We start from the raw sequence: 19,021 nt of genomic DNA, 5'->3' as shown, positions 1-19,021 counted from the left end.
CACCTGTTGCCTGCTCTCAGGTGACACAGGGAATCCAACCGCGGCCCGCGAACCTGAATCGGGCCGTTTTCATTGGTTGCCTTGTTATACCAATCAAAGTCAGTCCGTGATCGAACCCTTGAACCAGCTGGGATGACCCGTGATTGACTGCGATTGGTATGATGCCCTTTAAATGCGACCCGCCTCAAAGGCAGGCTGAGGCTCCCGGACCAAGTTGTTCATCCATTTTTTCGACTGAATCCGCTGCGACGTCAGACCCATTTTCACCACCTCTTCGAGCAAAATTGCGGCCATCACCCATTCCAGAGACCAGCCCAGCACCAGCCCGGTATAGTAAGCCAGCGGGATCCCGATCAGCCATTGGGCCGACAGGTCGATAAAAATGGTGTAGTTGATATCTCCACCGCTTTTCAGAACACCGCCGATACCGACCATATTGAAGACTTTCAGAACCATGCCGAACGCCATCACCAGACAAACATGAACAGCCAGCGTCGTGTTTTCCAGCGGGCTCAGGCGCATCAGCTGTGTCAAAAGTGGCTGCGCCAGCCAGCATCCGATGGCAATCAGCAATGCCACACCACAGCTGATGAGCACATACCCCCAGGCCGTCTGTTCAGCGCGCTGATAATTCTCGGCACCGAGTTCATGACCGAGGATAATCGACGCCCCAACGGCTGCCCCCAGAAAGGCCGACATCAGCACACTTTCAACCGGCGCTAACAAGGCAATTATTGCCAGTTCACTCACCCCGAGCTGGCCCACAAGCATGTTGTAGACCACAATCCCTGCGGCCCAGCCGGTATCGTGAATCATCATCGGCATTGCAATCTTCAGATAACGCTTCAGGTGCGATTTTTGCCAGGCTTGCATCCAGTGCGTCCGGCTCGGAAACAATGCACGATGGCTGCGCAACGCCAGATAAAAAAGGATCAGGGTTTGTACCAGCCGGGAGATCGCCGTGCCTATTCCCGCTCCGAGAACCCCCATTTCCGGAAAGCCGAACAGGCCGAAGATCAGCAAAGCATTCAGTACAATATTGACAATCACGGCCACGATGCTGGCATAGGTCGGCAACCTGGCGTGACCCGAGGCACGTAACACAGCTTCAAGCGGGACAACGATGGCCGTCAGCAGAAAACTGGGGCCAGTGATCCACAGATAATCCGCAGCCATGTGGACATAGTCAGGCTCCGACGCCACCCAGCCGACAATGGTCGCTGGCATCAGCCCATACAGGGCAATAAATGGCAGTACCGAGAGAACACACATCAGCCATGATTGGGCCAGCGTGCGCTTGACGCCATCCAGGTTCCCAGCGCCAACATATTGCGACGCGAGTATGTTTACCGCGCCACTGATACCGGCAATCATCAGCAAATTGAAGAAGAAAATCCGGTTTCCAACGCCCACGGCAGCCGTCGCCTGCTCCCCGAGCTGGCTGACCATAAAAATGTCAATCACGCCTAATAACGAAAACAGCATCGCCTGCAAAGAAATAGGCAAGCCAATGTGAATCAGTTTCTGCCAAAACGCGCGATCAAGATGACGAGATGCCAGCTGCATCACAAATCTCCTTCTGTGGGAATCAGCACAGTTTAATCCCAGTCCCCGGTTCCGGTATTCTGCTCCCCCATCCAAAACTTTTGCCAGACTATCCAGATGCAGGACAAACAGGAACATTATCTGATTTCAGATAAAACACAGCAGGAGTTGATTGATCACACCAAAGTGCTGTTGATGGAAGAACACGGCATCGTTCAATGTGGCCTCGCCAACTGCCGTGAACAATTTTCAGTGTTCCGGAAGCAGCCGCAGCAGCATATGCTGCTCTACACGGTGCAGGGCAAAGGCTGGCTCGACAGCCACGGGAGCCCTTGGATACTGGAACCGGGGTCGGTCGTAATCGTGCCTGCCGGTACAGAGAACGCTTTTGGCATTGAAGAAGATGGCTGGCAACTCGCCTGGCTGTTTCTGGATCCGTCAATCCAGTGGCCGGTGCTGGACACTCAGTCGATCACGTACGCCTTCACGCCCGCGGCGGATGTGATGTACGCCGTCATTCAAACCTTGCTGAGAAGTCTGGCGTTGCCGATTGATTTGAGTGGTGCCGTCATGGCGCATGCCCTGCAGCAAATTATTCTGATGCTGCACAACACACAAGCCACGAACCTGCCCCACCAGCACCTCAGACTCAAGCGGGTTTTTGACCGCGCCCAGCGGCAACTGCACAAAGCGTGGGATGTGAAGCAACTGGCAGCCTTGTATCCCTGCTCAGAACCTCATCTGCACCGGCTTTGTCAGCAGTATCTCGGCCGCACTCCGATGGCACAACTCACCCGCATGCGGATGGAATATGCTGGCCGGTTACTGCGTTCTTCACAATGGTCTGTTCAGCAAATCGGGGAAATCGTCGGATATCCCACTCCGGCGAATTTCAGCACGCGTTTCAAAGCCTGGGCTGGCGTCACACCCAGAGCATTCCGGCAACAACACAGTCGTTCAGACGGGTAACTCACATCAATTAAAAAAGGAGCAAAAATGCGCGATTCACTGCGTCAGAAAATTATTCAGGTCTGCCAGAAGAAGATCAGTCAGAAAGGCGACAACGTCGGGGTGTCGTTTTATGCGTTTTTCGCCAACAAGAACGATGACCCAGCATGCCTGATGGAAGCTGCAACCTGGTGGATTCAGACCCATCAGCTTGATCACTTTGAAAAAGCGAAAAAAATCATGGAAATGGTCGAGGCTGGCCGTTAAAGCGATCTGCTGCAATAAAAAAGCCCCCGGAGACTGGGGGCTAACGTCACTTCAGAGAAAACAACAGGGCTGACGTGGTCTGAGCCTGCGCGTTCTGGCCTCATACCAATCAAAGTCAGTCAGTGATCAGAAATGGCGCAGGAAAAATGTTTGAGAACAAGGCGGATTTTTTAGATCAGTCGTGATTCTACAATCAAAAAATCTAACGCAGTGATCGAGCATTTGAGCAAGCGAGGATGACCAACGATTAAGTGCAATTGGTCTTATAACCCCTCAATGTCTTCCTTCACCTGATACCCTTTGTCGGTGATAATTTTCTCCAGCACAGACACGCGAGCTTGCAGCTCGACTATTTCTTCGCGCAAAGCCTCGGCCTCCCGGCTCGCCAGTCTGTCCTTTTCCTGCTGCTTCGCCTGAACACGAAGATACTGCTGCACAATCAGTGCGCCAAAAATAATGGCAATGATCCAGACAGCCGTCATGGTTTCCCTCCTGCTCGCTCATCCGGTCCGTGTGGTCGGCTCAGAGCCAATACCACATTCACCCGGCGTTATCCCAAATTTCCGTTTAAAAGCGGTGATAAAGTTCGACGGATGATTGTAACGGCAAAAATATGCGGCTTCGCACACCGACAAGTTTTCCTGCCGCATCAGTTCCCGCGCTTTTTCCAGCCGCCGGTTGCGGACATAATCCAACACCGTAAACCCCAGTTCCTGCTTAAATCGCCGTTGCAACACACTGACGCTCATCGCAGTGGCCGTCGCGACCTCTTGTAAGCGTATATCATGGTGCAAGTTCGATTCGAGATAAGCCACCACCCCCGACAATGAATCTGGCACCCGAAGCAAAGACTGGGCTTCACACCCAAAAGTTTCAGGCGCACAGGCGGCCAGTTGCCGGCAAAGATCCAGCATGATTAACTGAGCACGTGATTCCAGCATCAGTTCACGTACCCAGGGATCCGCGATGGTTTCGGCAACCAGCATTTCTTCGCACCAGGCCAGTTGTTGCGAATCCGGCTCCCAGCACCAGGTCGCAAGATGGGTCTGGAGATATTGCCGAACCGATTCTGGCAACTGAAGATGACTTTTTTCAAACCATTCCGGGCGCAGCAGCAGATTCACTTTTCTGATTTTTGTCTGGCTGGTTTCGATGTGTCTTCTGAAGGCACACTCCCGGGCCAGATTGACAGCCATCGCCTTCGCGCCTTTCGTGGCATCCAGCAGATGATCCTGACCTTCATAACCAAAGCCAATACAACCGGACAGTAACAGCGTCACACAAACACACGGACCCGCTTTTGCCAGCACATCGGCTTGAGCAATCTCGTAAAAAGTACCGGCCTGAACAATCAGACCATTGCGGAACTGGCTGTAGTGAAATGTGCCTTCAAGCAAGGTTTCATTCTGTTGCCGGTTATCTGAGGAGACGCGATCCTCCTGATGACCATTTTGTATCAGCTTCGCCATCACAACACGTTTCGCCCGGTGTTGCGCGCTTTCCTTTGCCTGTTTCCTCTGCCCGATCAATTTCAATGTCCATCCCCGGTGATTTTTACGAATAACAGTTAGACGATTTCGCATAACTGTCTGGCCTTCTCTGCAAACCGGAATCAAAATATCATGAATACGAATCAATATCATTCATAACAATAAGACACAGACAACACGGATTTCTTTTCAGGTAGGATTAAGCTCACATGTTCAATCATCACACTTTCAATGTGTCGCCCTTGCGACGTTCCGCCCTTTCGCTTGCCATTGCTTCAATACTGACCCTGCCATTCACCGTTCACGCTGAGGAAGAAAAACAACACCTTGACGAGATGGTGGTTTGGGGAGCGAAAGTTTCCAGCTCATCGGAATTTATGACCGATGAAGATATTTCCGTCCGTCAGGCGGACCATCTTTCAGATCTGCTGCGGGATATTCCGGGCGTTGATGTCGGTGGCACCCACTCCGTGAATCAGCGGATCAACATTCGCGGCATCAGTGAAACCGATCTGGACATTCGTCTGGATGGTGCGTCCCAGTATGCCAACATGTTCCACCACATCGGTAACCTGACGCTGAACCCGGATATTATCAAGGCCGTAGATGTGCAGGTGGGTGCGAACTCCGTCCTGAACGGGGGGCTGGGCGGCTCTGTGATGTTTGAAACCAAATCGGCAAAAGATCTGCTGCGGCCGGGTGAACAGTACGGCGTCCGCCTGTTTGCCGGGTATGGCAGCAATGACTTCACTCAGGGGTCGGTCTCCCTGTACGGTCAGCTCACCGACACACTGGATGCACTGCTCTACGCCTACCAGATTGATCGCAACAATTTTAAAGACGGCAATGGTGATGAAACACTGGGCTACGACGGCACCGTAGATGACATCATGCTGAAACTCGGCTGGGAGCCAACAGCCAACCAGCGTTTGCAATTCACCTATGACCGGTACCGGGATGAAGGCGATTACAATCCGCGTCCGGACATGTCGACCACGGCCAACCATGGCCTGACGCAAGACCAACTGGCGCCGACAAATTATGATCGCGACACATTCAGCGCCCGTTATCATCTGAATCAGGGCGATGCGCTGGATCTCTCGGTGACTGTCTATCAAAACCGAATCAAGCTGACCCGGGATGAGTCTGCGCTCACACCCTGGCCGCCGAACCGTCAAAGTGTCAACACCGCTGAAAACATCAATACCGGGACCACGATTCTGGCAGTCTCTGAAATGAACCTCGGTGGCATGGCGCACACCCTGAGTTATGGCGGCGAAGGCAACATTCAGGACAGCGAGAACGAATATGGCAGCCAGCCGGGCAATGAAGAAACCCTGACCAGCTGGGCGCTGTATCTGGAAGATAAGATTCAGGTTACGGATGCGTTCAGTGTGACGCCAGGCGTGCGCTTTGACACCGTGGATCGGGATGCGGTGACCAGCGATCAAACCTTTGATGACATCAGTTGGGCTCTGGCTGCCGATTATGACGTGACCGACAACCTGACACTCTTCGCCAGCACACGGTCGCTGTTTAAAGCGCCGCCATTGCTGGAAACCTTCATCAACTATCAGGATATTGCCTATCTGGCTGACGATATCAAAGCCCAAACGGGTCAGAACACGCAAGGGGGCTTCCGCTGGCAGTACAATCAGGGACAGAGCAGCTATGGTTCAACGATCACTATTTTCAAAACACAGCTGAATGATTATCTGACCAGTGAATACAGCGCCGGGCAGTACGTCTTTTTGAATAATGGTGATGCAGAAATCGAAGGATTTGAAGCCAGTTTCTTCTATGGCTACGATGCATTGACAGCAAAGCTGTCTTACTCGAAATCTGACAATGAAAACACCACCAACCATGCACCGGTTCTTGCGGCAAACGGCCGCAGCAGCGATGTCGGCGACAGCATTGGCCTAACGCTGGATTACAGCCTGTACGATTTCGACCTGTACCTGGGTTACCGTGGGCAGTTTGTGCTGGAAGAAGATAACGTCCTGCCGGGCACACCCGTCAAAGACAGCTACGATGTGCACAATATCTACGCGCAGTGGGCGCCGCGCCAGCTGGATGGTTTCATCCTGACCTTCGGCGTGGATAACCTGCTTGATGAGGCTTATGTCTCGCACGCATCCCGCTCTGGCACAGCTCGTGGGCTCGATACAGCCGATCTGGAACCGGGCCGTAACATCAAGCTATCGGCATCCTACCAATTCTGATTGGCAACTGAAGAAACATCCCAAAATGATTCACTGCCAAATATAGACCAAGCCGCCTGCGGGCGGTTTTATACCAATCAAAGTAAGTAAATGATCAGAAGTAGCGCCGGAAAAAGGTTTGAGAACAAGGCGGATTTTTTAGATAAGTAGTTATTCTTCAATCAAAAAATCTAACGCAGTTATCGAACATTTTAGCAAGCTAGGATGACCAGTTATTTACTGCGATTGGTATTATTCATTGTAAAAAGCCGCTGTTTTGCAGCGGCTTTGATTCAGGAGTGATTAGTCAGCATTGGCAAGCTGATGTTCGCTCGCATCCGGCAGTTTATACCGCCCTTCCCGGTAGAGCTTTCCACCCAGCAGCGCATGCGCTAAAGCACGCTTGGATTCAGGTTCGCTCACCTCAGTGACGCTTAATTGTTTCGAATCAAAATTATACTGATAGCCCATCGGGGCTTTGCCCGGCTGCAGCACCACCAGCTTGTCACGGGTCAGATAACCGAAGTTTTTATCAAACTGCATCATGGCCCGCTGGTACTCAGGGGCAAGCGGTTTGGTCAGGTCATGGCCAATCATCGGTGAGGTATTGTCCGCACCAATCAGAGACAACAGCGTCGGTGCCATATCGATATTACTGGCCAGACGGTCGTCCTGACGCGGCTGAATGCTGCTGCCCAGAATCAGCGCCGGAATATGAAAACGATCGACAGGGACAGGCACGTTGCCTTCTGCACGGGCATCATGATCAGCGATCACAATGAAAATCGTATCTTTCCAGTAATCCGATTGCTTCGCTTTAGCAAAGAACTCACCCAAAGCTTTGTCTGAATATTTCACCGCATTATTTCGGGTATGTTCAGGTTGCTCATAGAGTTCAATCTCACCATCCGGGAACTCATAAGGTGAATGGTTACTACTGGTAAAAACCAGACTGAAAAAAGGCTGACCCGTTTGATGCAGTTTGGTGAATTGCAGATCTGCCATGGTGTACAGATCCTGATCGGATGCGCCCCAGGAGCCGACAAACTTCGGATTCACAAAGTTCGGCAGGTCAACAATTTCCTCAAACCCATTACCAAGGAAGAAAGACTTCATGTTATCGAAGTGACTTTCACCGCCATAAATGAACTGCGTATGGTAACCCTGACGTGCCAGCAGATCTGCGATAGTATAGAACCCGGTCTGACTCTTACTCAGCTTCACCACCGCGCGGGAAGGTGTCGGCGTAAACCCGGTTGTCATCGCCTCAATCCCGCGCACTGAACGCGTGCCTGTGGCGTACACCTGGGTAAAGTTCCAGCCTTCCTGCATCAGCTGATCCAGATTTGGCGTCAGCGGCAAGCCACCCAGCCCACCGACAAAGCGTGCACCAAGGCTTTCCTGCAGCAAAATGACCAGATTCTTCTTCCCGGAAAACGTCGGTGAAATCGTATTCAGCGTCGGAATCTCATCAGAAAAAAACTCTGCCTCACGACCTGAAGCCTGGCGCACCGTCTGAATAATTTCTTCCAGCGGCATCTGGCCGTAAAATTCTTCGGCATTTTTTTCTGATGCCATATTCTTGGCTGCAAAAATCACCGAATATGCGGAGTTCAACGTGAGATCATTGAGCAGCGGATCAGTTGAAAACGCCACCATCGCCGGGTTCAGCGGCCGGTGCTGAAACGTAGAGCGCGCGCCCATCACACCCAGTGCAACAACTGCCAATGCCAGAACCGGCCGCCAGTACCACTTCGGTGCCGTCAGATCCTGCACTGCATAGCCGCTCAGTTTCCAACCCAGTACCAGCGTCAGCAATGTCCCCAGCAATCCCAGGGCAAGTTCAGCTTTGTAGCCAACCCAAAGCATACTGAACACTTCTTTCGGGTAAACAAGGTATTCGATGAACAATCGGTTCGGACGCAGATTATATTCTGTAATAAAAGTCGGGGTCGCCAGTTCCATATACACCAGAACCCACAATCCGGCGACCAGCCAGATTCTGAAGACAAACAACCAGCATCGGCCCAAAACGCCTTTGACCGGCATCAGCGCAAGGAGCAATGAGGGCAGAATCAGCAACCAGCACAGTGTTGAAATATCAATCCGGACGCCCTGAGCGAGGATCATGAACCAATCCTGCCAGCCCGTGACATGATCAGCCTGCCAGATTGTCAGCGACAATCGGGACAGGCTCAGTAAACATAAAGCAAGAAGAGAGAACAGGATGACAGGAAACATCACCCCGGTGACACGTTTGAGCGTTTGCATGACACAACATCCGAATCAATGGCATCCGGATTTCGACGGATTACCAGAACAGCTTCAAGATGATCGCCAGCCAGATCCCGCCTGTCAGCATCAGAGCCACAAAGACGGCTGCAGACCCGATGTCTTTCGCGCGTCCGCTCAGCTCATGAAATTCGTGACCAATCCGGTCAACGACTGCTTCAATGGCAGAATTCAGCAATTCAACAATCACCACCAGGAACAGACTGGCTATAAGCAAAATATGCTCTACAAAGCTCACGGGCAGAAAAAATGAAACCGCCGTTAGCACGACGAGTAAGACAATTTCCTGACGAATGGCGGCCTCGTGTTGCCAAGCAGCTTTCAGACCTTGCATTGAATAGCCGGCCGCTTTCACGATGCGTACCACCCCAGTGTTACCAGGCTTCATAATGTTCCTTTTCATCTAAAGTCGGACAAATTAGTAAATTTTTGCTGTGAGGGAAGCAATTTCTCGCTTAGATTTGAGTTTGCTCCAATCCTGACGGTCATCATCTTGTCATAATGTGATTTTCTCTCAAACCCGCCCGCCACAGTCAGTCCGGCTTCTCCATTGCCGTACTCTGCCTGAGAATTCTTAAGATTCCCTGAAGAGACCATTTTTCTTGGGCCTTCCATCTTTCAGATGGGGAGCTGTTGACCTGTTTTCACCGTGCGGATCGCTAAATTCGTATGGATATCTTTCACCATGGTCAGCCGTTGCAACTGTCGGATAAAAGATTCGTAATGCGGTAAGTCTCTGGCGACAACTTCCAGCAGATAATCATGCGCTCCGGAAATGACATGCGCGCTGATCACTTCAGGCATTTCTGTCATCACCTGTTCAAAGGCATCGATGGGCTGATCTCTGTGATTGTTCAGACTGACATTGACAAAAAAAGTCATCATCAGCCCCAGCTTCTGACGGTCAAGCGAGGCCTGATAACCGGCAATCATGCCATCAGATTCCAGCTTTTTAATGCGCCGGGCGCACGGAGATACCGACAAGCCCACTTTATCGGCAATCTCTGCCGTACTCTGACGGGCATCGCGCTGAATTTCGACCAATATTTGTTTGTCTTTTTTATCCATCCTGCCTGCTTCCCTGTCCACCGTCCCGGTTTCATCAGAAACCATTGACGGGCTCATGAATCAAAATATGCAATATTTTGTGAATTATTGGTAAAAAAAACCAAGATGACAACGAATTGAAGTCATCTTTGCCAACATTTATCACGCAATTTTCCCGATACTTTTGCTATCTCTCATCAAGGACACTTCAGATGCAAAAGTCTGCCTCCACTCTGCTGACCGGATTGTCAGCCATGCTGGTCACCCTGTTGATCTGGTCAAGCTTCTTTCTGTCGTTACGCGCAGCCAGCCACTCCAGCCTGACCACCGCCGACATCGCTTTGCTGCGTTTTGTGCCAGCCGCCCTGCTCTTCGGCTGGTGCTGCAGAAGCAGATTCCGCGCAATATTCGCAACGCCCAAACGTTATCTGGCCCTGATTGCCTGGGGAGCAGGTTTACCTTACTTTCTGATTGCCGGATGGGGATTGCAGGCAGTCCCGGTCGCAGACGGCGCGTCTTTGATTCCGGGCATCTTGCCTCTTTTCGTTTCGGGGATTGCGGCGTTTTACTATAGGGAATCGATCTCTGCTGCCCGCCGGGTGGGTTTGTGCCTGATCGCGGTTGGCATTGCCTGCTTCGTGTATAAGTCGCTGATCAATGGTCAACCCAATCTGTTGAAAGGATACGGTATTTTGCTGTTTGCCAGCTTAAGCTGGGCCTGGTACACCATCGCAATGCGGGTTTCCGGATTAACGGCGATTGAAGGCGCTGCTGTGATTGCAATCTCAGGCTGTATTTTGCTGGCTCTCGGCAGCTTGAGCGGCACAGTAACCTTCAACCTGACCTCAGCGGGTTCTCAGGAGATTCTGTATCATTTTCTGGTCCAAGGAATCGGAGTCGGGATGGTGTCCAGCCTGTGCTATGCCATGGCAATATCCAGGCTGGGTGCAGAAGTCAGCGCAGCGCTGGGCGCATTCACCCCTGTTCTGGCAGCTGCTCTGGCTTTCCCCTTCTTTTCGGAACCCCTCACCAGTCAAACCCTGCTGGCGATGGCTTTTGTGGTTTTCGGCGCAATCACAGCCAGTGAAGTCTTGCCGCTCCGGTTGAACAAATCATTGAAAAAAGCCTTCCGGTAAGTACCGGATCAGACCATGCCCATCAGTCGCTTGTAGGTCTCAACCGACTGATGGTAAAAATCTCGTTCGTCATCGTCGGCGATATTTTCCGCTTCTTTCAGGAATATCTCAGGCCCGGCCTTGCCGTTTTTCAATTGCCAGACGGCATAGGCGGCCTGCTTATCCAGCTCGACACGGTTCTTTTCGGAATCAGACAATAAAGACAGGTTATGCATACTCGGTTCACCTCGGAATCACTCGGGCGACATAGTAACGAATTCATCGTGAAAGTGAAGCCCGAGGCCTGGACGCAGCACCATCAGAAACCGATGTGATTCGAGACAATCCAGGTAAACACCACCACAACCACAGTAATCAGTGCAATACTGAGTACAGGATTTAATGTCCGCTGGCTGGGGTAACGAATGGCATCAATGACCGATGGTTCATCAGACTGTCCGCCCGGACCATGGGCTTGCTTCAATTGCACCAGCCCCTCTTCAATACAATCTTCCTCGCCATCAATCACTTGTGCGTCCAGCCACCGCTGGCGATCGACTAAGCGATCCGCCGGGACACTTCTGGGAGGACCAAATTGACCGGTCCGGGGTTCAATCACGCTGATCACCATCAGCTGTTTCGACGCTCCCCAGACCCAGCAAGGCAGATAGCTGCCCTGAATATCGACCCGGCACGGATAGGGATAGTTTTCGTCACTGAGCAGTTGAACAACCGGCAGCTCCGTTTGCGGCAATGCAAGGAAAGCCTGCTCCAGCCAGGGCTGAATTGCATGGCGAAAGGTATTTTGGCGCAGGGGCAAAAGACGCGACAATCCACGAAGAATATATGGACGGAAATCTGTCCGTATCGCCTGTTCCTGACAGAATTCCTCAACGGCCCGTGTTTCCCGCAGCGCAAGAAACACAGCCCGGCAGGTTTTCTGATAATGTTCAAAATTCGTCATATAAGCCTCCGCAGCACAGCCCCACTATTTGATGATTGTAACCAAGATGTACCAGGCCGTTGTTGATCTCGCTGCGGTTGACTATCAACGCGGTTCGTCAGGTCGCCTTAAAGACCAAATCCGACACTCAGCAAGATCGCATTGTTATCGACGTCGCCCATATCGCGGTATTCATAACCGAGCGTCACATCCAGCAACGGAATAATACCCAACACAAATCCCGCACCACCGGCGAACCCCCAGCCATCATCTTTGAATGTCGTCCCGGCAAATTTACGATCCACGTCGTAATAGTTTCCGCCCGCTCTGGCGTAAATACTGCCAATCAGTAACGGAATATCAGCCTGAAGTGTCAACGGAATGGTCGTGTAATCAATGTCATTTTTTGCCGCAGAGAAATCAGAATCCACTTCTGCACTGCCGATTGCCAGCCCTGCATTCGCACTCAAAATAGAAGTCAACTGGTAATTTAAATTCACGCCATATTCATAGCCGTAGTCTGAATTTCCATCATACTCAAGCCGGGACGCACCGGCGTGAACGCCAGCAGATAACCCCAGAATTTCAGCGCTGGCCGGTAAACTCAGCATCGTGAGCGCCACTGACATCATTACTTTTTTCATGGTTACGATCCTTCGAAGAAAAAATTATCACAAGCGAAAGCCATCTATTCCGTATAAAGCTTTAGTCTAAAACCACACAATCGCCAACTAATTCACCGAAAAAACAAACAGATACTTCAGTTTTTTTTCACTTGAACTGCATTGAGAAACCGCCCTCGAATGAAATCGATTACATCAACACCTGTTTCAACCTTGGCAGGTATTTCATTGATCCATGTTCTCAAATGCTGAAATTCCGTATAAAAATGCAATAAACACCTGATTTAATACCTTTTTAGCATGAATACAAACCTTGTTGAATAATCAGCATTCTGATGAAAAAGCAAACGATTCACCTCAAGCTTTCAACACATTTAGTAAGTAAGTCTGGAATATCATCCAAACAATCAATAAAATGTGATCAATTTCAAAAGTTCTCTGAGGGGTCTTCCCTAGACTGGCCCTCTGATTCAGCGACAGCCTTTTGGCTCTTAACATTTTTGCCACCGCTGCGTTGATTTTTTCAGATGAGAAGTGCCACAGAGTACGACACAGAGGGTAAACACATGAGCGAAATTCTGCTTGCTACAGTTGCAGGATTAATTGTTGGTCTGTTCTTCAGCGCCGTGAAACTGCCACTGCCTGCACCACCGGTATTGCCGGGGATCATGGGTATTGTTGGTGTGTACCTCGGTGGCATTGCCTATCAGGCCGTGGTTGAACGTTTCTTTTCATAATTTTTTCAAATAACTTGTCAGGAGTCCGCTATGGCAACCCCGCATATCAATGCTGAATTTGGTGATTTCGCAGAAACTGTCCTGATGCCAGGTGATCCACTGCGCGCGAAGCTGATCGCCGAAACTTACCTGGAAGACGTCAAAGAAGTGTGTAATGTCCGGAATATGTTCGGTTACACCGGCACCTATAAAGGCCAGAAGCTCTCTGTGATGGGTCATGGTATGGGCATCCCGTCCTGCTCCATTTATGTGCATGAGCTGATCAAAGATTTCGGCGTCAAAAACATCATCCGTATCGGTAGCTGCGGTACGGTCAGCGATGATATCAAACTGATGGATATCGTGATTGCCATGGGCGCGTCCACAGATTCTAAAGTGAACCGTATCCGCTTTAACAACCACGACTTCGCAGCCATTGCAGATTACCACCTGCTGGAAACCGCCGTGAATGAAGCCCGGGCGCAAAGTGTACCGGTTCGCGTTGGTAACGTTTTCTCTGCAGACCTGTTCTACAGCCCTGAAGCTGATCTGTTCGACAAAATGAACAAACTGAACATTCTGGGTGTGGATATGGAAGCTGCCGGTATTTACGGTGTTGCGGCTGAACTGGGTGCGAAAGCGCTGACCATGCTGACGGTATCTGACCACATTACCCGTGGTGAGCACCTGAGCTCTGAAGATCGTCAGAAATCTTTCCATGCCATGATGCAAGTTGCACTGGAAACAGCCATCAAAATCTGATGCGTTGATTTCGAAGGAATTAGTCAGTTCAAACCTCAGACGAACATGCCGCAGCTCAACATTCTGTAATATGTGGCGTCTTACACAATTTGAAGCGGTTTAAACCGGGCGGCAATCGTGAAGCCTGAACGTTTGAGCGTACTAATGGGTGCTGGATCATCATAAGCAGTTATGATTCGGCACCTTTTTTCGATCGGGGTCTGAGATCGATTCACCTGATACGTGAACCGATTCTGAAGGAGAGGCAGCATGATGATCAGCCAAACAGACGTTGCAACACTACCACCAGCCAGTGGCATCTGGCAGTTTAATCACTGCAAAACGGTGCATTGCCGTAATTTTGGCTCCCGGAATCCGGACGATTACATCATCCAGCTCACCAACCCGAACCGACCTTCGTTTATCTGTAAAGAATGTGGCGCATTCCCACCGCTCATAAACAATCACAGCGTGATTGCAGAATGGCGTTACCTCAAACTGCAGCACAGTTGCGGACTCCCGGCCTGTAACAATCTCAACTGCGATAACCTGGGACTCGCCGTGCTCACACATCGCCACCTGTATCATGCTTTTGGATACAGCGGCGACCGGCAGCGTTATCGTTGTAAGGCCTGCCAGACGACCTTTGTGGATCGCTGGTCGGGTTTTAATCCCAAACATCTGGTTCAGCAAAAACTCCTGGCTCTCTTGTTCACCGGTCATCCCATCCGGGATATTTGCCGTCGCCTGAACATGAACCCGAAAACGTTTTACGATCAGCTCAATCACATTGCCAGCCGTTGTCGCCGTCAGTTATCTGTCTTTGATGCCCGGATGCTGCAACACCGCTCCCAGCTGGCGCTGGCATGTACCCTGAGTCCGCTCCAGCCCAATGCCGAGAATGGCGTCAGCTGGCTGGCCAGTTGTGAAGCCCATTCCGGTTACGTCCTCAGCCAGCATATCAACTATCATCCTGAAGAAGCTGGCAACGCGGTCGCAACCCATGATCCATTCGATCCGGATGCCCGCTTTATGGCTAAACCATGTCGCACTGACGTGGCCGTTCAGCCAACCCCACCGCAAGGATTGCTGGCACAAGTGGATGCAAAATACCGGGAGGTCTTGTCCAGACCGCATCTGGAAGATCCCATCAGTGCCAAAGGGCTGAACCACTTTCCGGCTAAAGGAAAGCTGATCCGGCCGCAATATGCCGCTTATGCGCACTTCCTTCAATTGAATGAACTGATCAGTGAAGACACACAACTGATGCTGTTTATGCCTCAGGAACCCTTATTGCGTTCGGCCTGTCTGTCCGTTTTTTACGACAGAATTCAGGCAGAAACCATTGAGCCCGTTTATGTTGAAGAAGATCCAGCCTGGCCAACCGGTCAGGCCGCCGGTCGGATTGATATTGTCTTGCTGGGCTGGTGGCGGGATCGCTGGGCCTTTACCCGCAACGATCAGGTCAGCAAAGGGATCTGCCATCTCCGGGGAGAGCGGGACAATGAAGCCAGATGGCTCCAGATTGCGTCTCACAGGGCGGTTGATGATTATCAGCAGCGTTTTTATCAGCAATTTTCTCAGTTGGTTGATGAGCCGCGACGTAAGGCCAGACCCGGCGGCCTGATTCCGTTACTGGATATTTATCGTGCCTGGCACAACCTCTGCCGACAAGGCCGCAATGGTATGACACCGGCACAGCAACTGGGTTTAATGCGCTCGCCGCTGACGCTGGAACAGCTCCTTTCCTGAATCACAGCGTCATCATCCGCACCACGATGCCGTCTGTTGCCGAAACCGCAGCCGACCCCTCAAAATGCGGATGTAAAGGCAACCAAAGCCTTCATCACGCGCTTACTCTTTGGCATAGTCCGCGTTTGTAAGTATGCTTTGATTGAATAGACAGAAGACTGAGGTCAAGTGGTGATAAGGATTGTCCCCAACCGAATCAAACCGATATTACTGGTCAGTATGCTGAGTGTAGGCATTCTGCCAGCCTATATCTACAGCTGGATTAGCGGTGAAAAGCTGAACGAGGTCGCACTGGACAGAATTGCCAATGGCATTAACGCCCGCAATACCATCTCCGCCCAAAGCCTGGATCAGATTTACGACCTGCGATTGAAAAACCTGAACCTGCTCAGTCATTCACCCATCTTTACGCGTCCACCTGAACAAATCAGTCAGTTTTTCCGAAACTTTGGCGTCACAGACTCTTCATTCTCAGCCATGCACCAAATCCGACAAAAAGACGGGCAGTTTTATCTTGGTGCCAGTTCCACGGAAGGGCTCTCCATTGATGAAATTGATGCCCCTGATTTATCGCTGATCGCAACCGCATTAAACAAGACTGAAAACGACCACTATTTTTCTCATCCCAAGGTCAAAGGCGAAGAGGCCACAGCCTTCCTGGCTAAAAAAATCCGCAACCAGCCGGATGGCTACTTGCTGATTGAATACAAAATGGATGATATCAAACAGCAATTGAAACAACTGGGGCAGGAAGTCAGCAGAACCGACAATGTTTACCTGACCGATATCGATGGTAATCTGCTGCTGAGAAGTAACGATTCTCCCGCTGCGCTTGCAGAGTTTCAGCAATTCTTTCAGGCGAATCTGGTCGCAGGCTCTGGTGAAATGGCCTCCTTCATGCCCTTTGTTGCCGGGGTAAATTACTACAAGGATGAGCAGGGTCAGGCCATGATCGCCGCAGTGGTTCCCTCGCAAACCGAAGATGCAGAAGGCATGCCTGTCTGGTCGCTGATCACTGTCACGTCTCAGGACAGTGCCATCAGTGTGATCGATGAGCTCCATCATTTCTTCATGCTGGCACTCGCCATGATCAGCCTGTTTATCCTCTTACTCGCGATCGCCCTGACCAAACGCATTACGGATCCCATTGCCAAACTGACCCGGTTCGCCTCTCATTTCCGGCTGGGCAATTATCAGCGAAGTGAAAGTTTTCAGGGGCCCTATGAATTTCAGGTGCTGCACGATGCGTTGAACCAGGGCATTGACAAAATTTCGGCGGATACCCGCAGGCTCAACCAGACCCTCGAAAAAGCCAAAGCCGCCGATAAAGCCAAGTCGGCCTTTCTGGCCAATTTATCTCATGAAATCCGAACGCCTATGAATGGCATGCTGGGTTTGTCTCAGCTCCTCCTGAAAACCGAGCTGACTCAAGAACAAAGACAGCATTTACTCACGCTGCTGGAATCTGGAAAGCATATGATGGCGCTGCTGAATGATATTCTGGATTTCTCTAAAATCGAGCAAGGCAAGCTCAAGCTGGATCAAACCCATTTTTGTTTCACCGATTTAGTCGGCGCGATCGAAAGTACCTATTACTCACTGGCGAAAGAAAAAGGCCTGGCTTTCAATATTGATTGCGGCTTTGTTCAGGAGACCTGGTTTTATGCAGACAAATCCCGCATCCGGCAAATCCTGTTTAACCTGATCAGCAATGCCATCAAATTTACTGATCAGGGCAGTGTCAGAGTCCGGATGTCTTTGTCTCATTTACCCGGCGGTGAAAAGCAACAACTAACCATTGTGACCGATGACACCGGCATCGGGATTGCCCCGGAACGTGTGGCCCACATATTTGACCCTTTTGCTCAGGCAGAAGCTTCCACCAGCCGGCGCTATGGCGGTACCGGGCTGGGATTGAGCATTGTGCGCCAGCTGGCACAGCTCATGGACGGGGATGTTGTCCTGGTCAGCGAACCCGGCCAAGGTACAATTGTGACCGTCACCCTCTGTCTTGAAAAAGGCATTCCTCAGGAAGAAATGATTGATAATATCGAAATTGACCGGGAAGCCTTTGCCGGCTTGCATGTTCTGGTTGTCGAAGATAATCATCTCAATGTGCTGATCATCGAAAGTTTCCTCAAACAATGGGGATTCCTGACGCACACCGCCGAAAACGGACTGGAAGCACTGGAGATGATTCAGCATCAACCCTTTGACCTGGTGCTGATGGACAATCACATGCCCGTCATGGATGGCCTGGAATCCACGCGTCACATCCGCGCTTTACCCGAGCCTTACCGCATCGTGCCGATTTTTGCCTGTACTGCTGATGCATTCGAAGAAACACAGAAGAATATGATGAATGCTGGTGTTGATTGTGTGATCACCAAGCCGCTGGATGAAAGAAAGCTGCTGGATGCGCTGCAACGATTCCGGCATCGTATTGATTATATGGCCTCCCTGCGTCATCGCGCGTTCAACCAAAACATCCCGATGCCTCAGGAATCTGTACTGAACGATGCCATGATACCGCCGTCAGAGCCTCCCCCCTCAGTCCCTGTCCCTCAGTACAAAGAAATGGACATGGATGAACTGATGGAGATACTGGATCATGACCCGGAGATGATTGCGCATTTCCTCACCATCTTTGCTGATGATCACCAGGATTATGATCATCAACTCCGTCAGGCGCTTGCTCAGGGCGATATCGAACAGGGGATTCTACTCAGCCATACCCTGAAAGGGGCATCCGCCAGCTTGTGTGCGCACACGCTGACTCAGGCGGCCAGCGTGATTGAAAAACGCCTTAAAATCGGCGAAATGCCCACAGAATCGGAGCTTTCCCGCCTATCGGATGATTTACACCGTTTTTGTGCTGAGATCAGAGAACATCAATGCGTTGAACAATAAGCATCCGTCAAGCGCGCCTTGAGGATACTATTCGTCTCGTGATCTCCCCAAGCGGGCGACTCTCACGTCGTTTATAGACACACCCAAACAATCATCTGTTCACCTCAGTAACGACTGCTCAAAAGGCTCAAATCCAAACCGATTTTAATCAGGCTTAATTTGACCTTAATCAGTGCCAAGCTCTGGCTTTGCGATTGACTTTTAGCCTGAAAAATTCAATTATCGGGACATCTAGTGCTCTACAGCCATCCATATGTTCATACCTGTTAGATCAGGTGCGAACGGATCCTGACAAGAGCAGTCAACTGGCTAAACTTAAAGCTTGCATTCACTCAGCAAAGGTCGAGAGATATGAGCAACAAACTTGAACAACTGCGCGCCCTGACGACTGTTGTTGCCGACACCGGCGACATCGAAGCGATTAAGAA

The 19,021-nt window shown here is 50.9% G+C and carries 17 protein-coding genes; 8 read left to right on the top strand and 9 right to left on the bottom strand.

From position 1 onward, the window contains the following. Window positions 1-168: 168 nt before the first annotated feature. On the bottom strand, window positions 169-1,566 hold the full coding sequence (locus Q4579_RS21970; RefSeq protein WP_303567004.1) for an MATE family efflux transporter: 1,398 nt from the start codon (window positions 1,564-1,566) through the stop codon (window positions 169-171). A gap of 96 nt (window positions 1,567-1,662) precedes the next feature. On the opposite strand from Q4579_RS21970, the gene Q4579_RS21965 reads away from it, so the two are divergent. Together Q4579_RS21965 and Q4579_RS21960 are read left to right on the top strand one after the other, a co-directional pair. Then, window positions 1,663-2,514 (top strand): AraC family transcriptional regulator, encoded by an 852-nt coding sequence (locus tag Q4579_RS21965; protein ID WP_303567002.1) that lies wholly within the window; start codon window positions 1,663-1,665, stop codon window positions 2,512-2,514. Between the two features lie 27 nt (window positions 2,515-2,541). After that, a complete protein-coding gene (locus Q4579_RS21960) occupies window positions 2,542-2,760 on the top strand; it encodes a DUF6500 family protein (protein ID WP_211650845.1) in 219 nt (72 codons plus the stop codon). 263 nt (window positions 2,761-3,023) lie between these two features. Here the strand turns inward: Q4579_RS21960 and Q4579_RS21955 are convergent, their stop codons facing one another. Beyond that, window positions 3,024-3,242, bottom strand: a complete 219-nt coding sequence (locus Q4579_RS21955) for a hypothetical protein (protein ID WP_303566999.1) — start codon at window positions 3,240-3,242, stop codon at window positions 3,024-3,026. Window positions 3,243-3,260: 18 nt separating this feature from the next. Further along, entirely contained in the window at window positions 3,261-4,295 is a 1,035-nt protein-coding gene (locus Q4579_RS21950; protein ID WP_303566997.1) for an AraC family transcriptional regulator, read from the bottom strand. Window positions 4,296-4,483: 188 nt separating this feature from the next. On the opposite strand from Q4579_RS21950, the gene Q4579_RS21945 reads away from it, so the two are divergent. Next, window positions 4,484-6,475: a TonB-dependent siderophore receptor gene (locus Q4579_RS21945; RefSeq protein ID WP_303567006.1), complete on the top strand. Its 1,992-nt coding sequence runs from the start codon at window positions 4,484-4,486 to the stop codon at window positions 6,473-6,475. Between the two features lie 282 nt (window positions 6,476-6,757). Here Q4579_RS21945 and Q4579_RS21940 read toward each other — a convergent pair whose 3' ends face one another. From Q4579_RS21940 to Q4579_RS21930, 3 genes are all read right to left on the bottom strand, one after another. Then, entirely contained in the window at window positions 6,758-8,725 is a 1,968-nt protein-coding gene (locus Q4579_RS21940) for an LTA synthase family protein (RefSeq protein ID WP_303566996.1), read from the bottom strand. A 40-nt stretch (window positions 8,726-8,765) separates the two neighbouring features. Next, window positions 8,766-9,134 carry a diacylglycerol kinase gene (locus Q4579_RS21935; RefSeq protein ID WP_303566994.1) on the bottom strand — a complete coding sequence of 123 codons (369 nt, stop codon included), beginning with the start codon at window positions 9,132-9,134 and terminating at the stop codon, window positions 8,766-8,768. Window positions 9,135-9,364: 230 nt separating this feature from the next. Beyond that, entirely contained in the window at window positions 9,365-9,814 is a 450-nt protein-coding gene (locus Q4579_RS21930; RefSeq protein ID WP_303566992.1) for an Lrp/AsnC family transcriptional regulator, read from the bottom strand. A gap of 191 nt (window positions 9,815-10,005) precedes the next feature. Between Q4579_RS21930 and Q4579_RS21925 the strand changes: the two genes are divergently transcribed. Beyond that, a complete protein-coding gene (locus tag Q4579_RS21925) occupies window positions 10,006-10,929 on the top strand; it encodes a DMT family transporter (RefSeq protein WP_303566991.1) in 924 nt (307 codons plus the stop codon). A gap of 8 nt (window positions 10,930-10,937) precedes the next feature. Here the strand turns inward: Q4579_RS21925 and Q4579_RS21920 are convergent, their stop codons facing one another. The 3 genes from Q4579_RS21920 to Q4579_RS21910 all read right to left on the bottom strand — a co-directional run bounded on the left by Q4579_RS21920 (window position 10,938) and on the right by Q4579_RS21910 (window position 12,495). Further along, window positions 10,938-11,144, bottom strand: a complete 207-nt coding sequence (locus tag Q4579_RS21920; protein ID WP_303566990.1) for a DUF3283 family protein — start codon at window positions 11,142-11,144, stop codon at window positions 10,938-10,940. 83 nt (window positions 11,145-11,227) lie between these two features. Then, window positions 11,228-11,872, bottom strand: coding sequence for a hypothetical protein (locus Q4579_RS21915; RefSeq protein WP_303566988.1), 645 nt, complete (start codon window positions 11,870-11,872; stop codon window positions 11,228-11,230). Window positions 11,873-11,979: 107 nt separating this feature from the next. Continuing rightward, the gene (locus tag Q4579_RS21910) at window positions 11,980-12,495 is read right to left on the bottom strand and encodes an outer membrane beta-barrel protein (RefSeq protein ID WP_303566987.1); all 516 of its coding nucleotides are present in this window, start codon (window positions 12,493-12,495) and stop codon (window positions 11,980-11,982) included. A gap of 545 nt (window positions 12,496-13,040) precedes the next feature. On the opposite strand from Q4579_RS21910, the gene Q4579_RS21905 reads away from it, so the two are divergent. The 4 genes from Q4579_RS21905 to Q4579_RS21890 all read left to right on the top strand — a co-directional run bounded on the left by Q4579_RS21905 (window position 13,041) and on the right by Q4579_RS21890 (window position 18,593). Next, window positions 13,041-13,211, top strand: coding sequence for a XapX domain-containing protein (locus Q4579_RS21905; protein WP_211650864.1), 171 nt, complete (start codon window positions 13,041-13,043; stop codon window positions 13,209-13,211). A 30-nt stretch (window positions 13,212-13,241) separates the two neighbouring features. After that, window positions 13,242-13,952 (top strand): purine-nucleoside phosphorylase, encoded by a 711-nt coding sequence (deoD, locus tag Q4579_RS21900; protein WP_303566985.1) that lies wholly within the window; start codon window positions 13,242-13,244, stop codon window positions 13,950-13,952. Between the two features lie 249 nt (window positions 13,953-14,201). Continuing rightward, window positions 14,202-15,683, top strand: a complete 1,482-nt coding sequence (locus tag Q4579_RS21895) for a lactate dehydrogenase (protein ID WP_303566983.1) — start codon at window positions 14,202-14,204, stop codon at window positions 15,681-15,683. 171 nt (window positions 15,684-15,854) lie between these two features. After that, window positions 15,855-18,593 (top strand): ATP-binding protein, encoded by a 2,739-nt coding sequence (locus Q4579_RS21890; RefSeq protein WP_303566981.1) that lies wholly within the window; start codon window positions 15,855-15,857, stop codon window positions 18,591-18,593. Window positions 18,594-19,021: the final 428 nt, after the last annotated feature.

Origin of the sequence: Photobacterium sp. 1_MG-2023 (assembly GCF_030547945.1) — a bacterium.
GTDB lineage: Bacteria > Pseudomonadota > Gammaproteobacteria > Enterobacterales > Vibrionaceae > Photobacterium.
Note: the sequence above shows the minus strand (reverse complement) of the source record. Positions and strands in the feature narration are given on the sequence as shown.

Coding starts and splice junctions, on each gene's coding strand:
- Q4579_RS21960 (WP_211650845.1), top strand. CDS start 2,542: ATGCGCGATTCACTGCGTCAGAAAATTATTCAGGTCTGCCAGAAGAAG.
- Q4579_RS21970 (WP_303567004.1), bottom strand. CDS start 1,566: ATGCAGCTGGCATCTCGTCATCTTGATCGCGCGTTTTGGCAGAAACTG.
- Q4579_RS21925 (WP_303566991.1), top strand. CDS start 10,006: ATGCAAAAGTCTGCCTCCACTCTGCTGACCGGATTGTCAGCCATGCTG.
- Q4579_RS21920 (WP_303566990.1), bottom strand. CDS start 11,144: ATGCATAACCTGTCTTTATTGTCTGATTCCGAAAAGAACCGTGTCGAG.
- Q4579_RS21955 (WP_303566999.1), bottom strand. CDS start 3,242: ATGACGGCTGTCTGGATCATTGCCATTATTTTTGGCGCACTGATTGTG.
- Q4579_RS21915 (WP_303566988.1), bottom strand. CDS start 11,872: ATGACGAATTTTGAACATTATCAGAAAACCTGCCGGGCTGTGTTTCTT.
- Q4579_RS21910 (WP_303566987.1), bottom strand. CDS start 12,495: ATGAAAAAAGTAATGATGTCAGTGGCGCTCACGATGCTGAGTTTACCG.
- Q4579_RS21905 (WP_211650864.1), top strand. CDS start 13,041: ATGAGCGAAATTCTGCTTGCTACAGTTGCAGGATTAATTGTTGGTCTG.
- Q4579_RS21965 (WP_303567002.1), top strand. CDS start 1,663: ATGCAGGACAAACAGGAACATTATCTGATTTCAGATAAAACACAGCAG.
- Q4579_RS21940 (WP_303566996.1), bottom strand. CDS start 8,725: ATGCAAACGCTCAAACGTGTCACCGGGGTGATGTTTCCTGTCATCCTG.
- Q4579_RS21935 (WP_303566994.1), bottom strand. CDS start 9,134: ATGAAGCCTGGTAACACTGGGGTGGTACGCATCGTGAAAGCGGCCGGC.
- Q4579_RS21895 (WP_303566983.1), top strand. CDS start 14,202: ATGATGATCAGCCAAACAGACGTTGCAACACTACCACCAGCCAGTGGC.
- Q4579_RS21930 (WP_303566992.1), bottom strand. CDS start 9,814: ATGGATAAAAAAGACAAACAAATATTGGTCGAAATTCAGCGCGATGCC.
- deoD (WP_303566985.1), top strand. CDS start 13,242: ATGGCAACCCCGCATATCAATGCTGAATTTGGTGATTTCGCAGAAACT.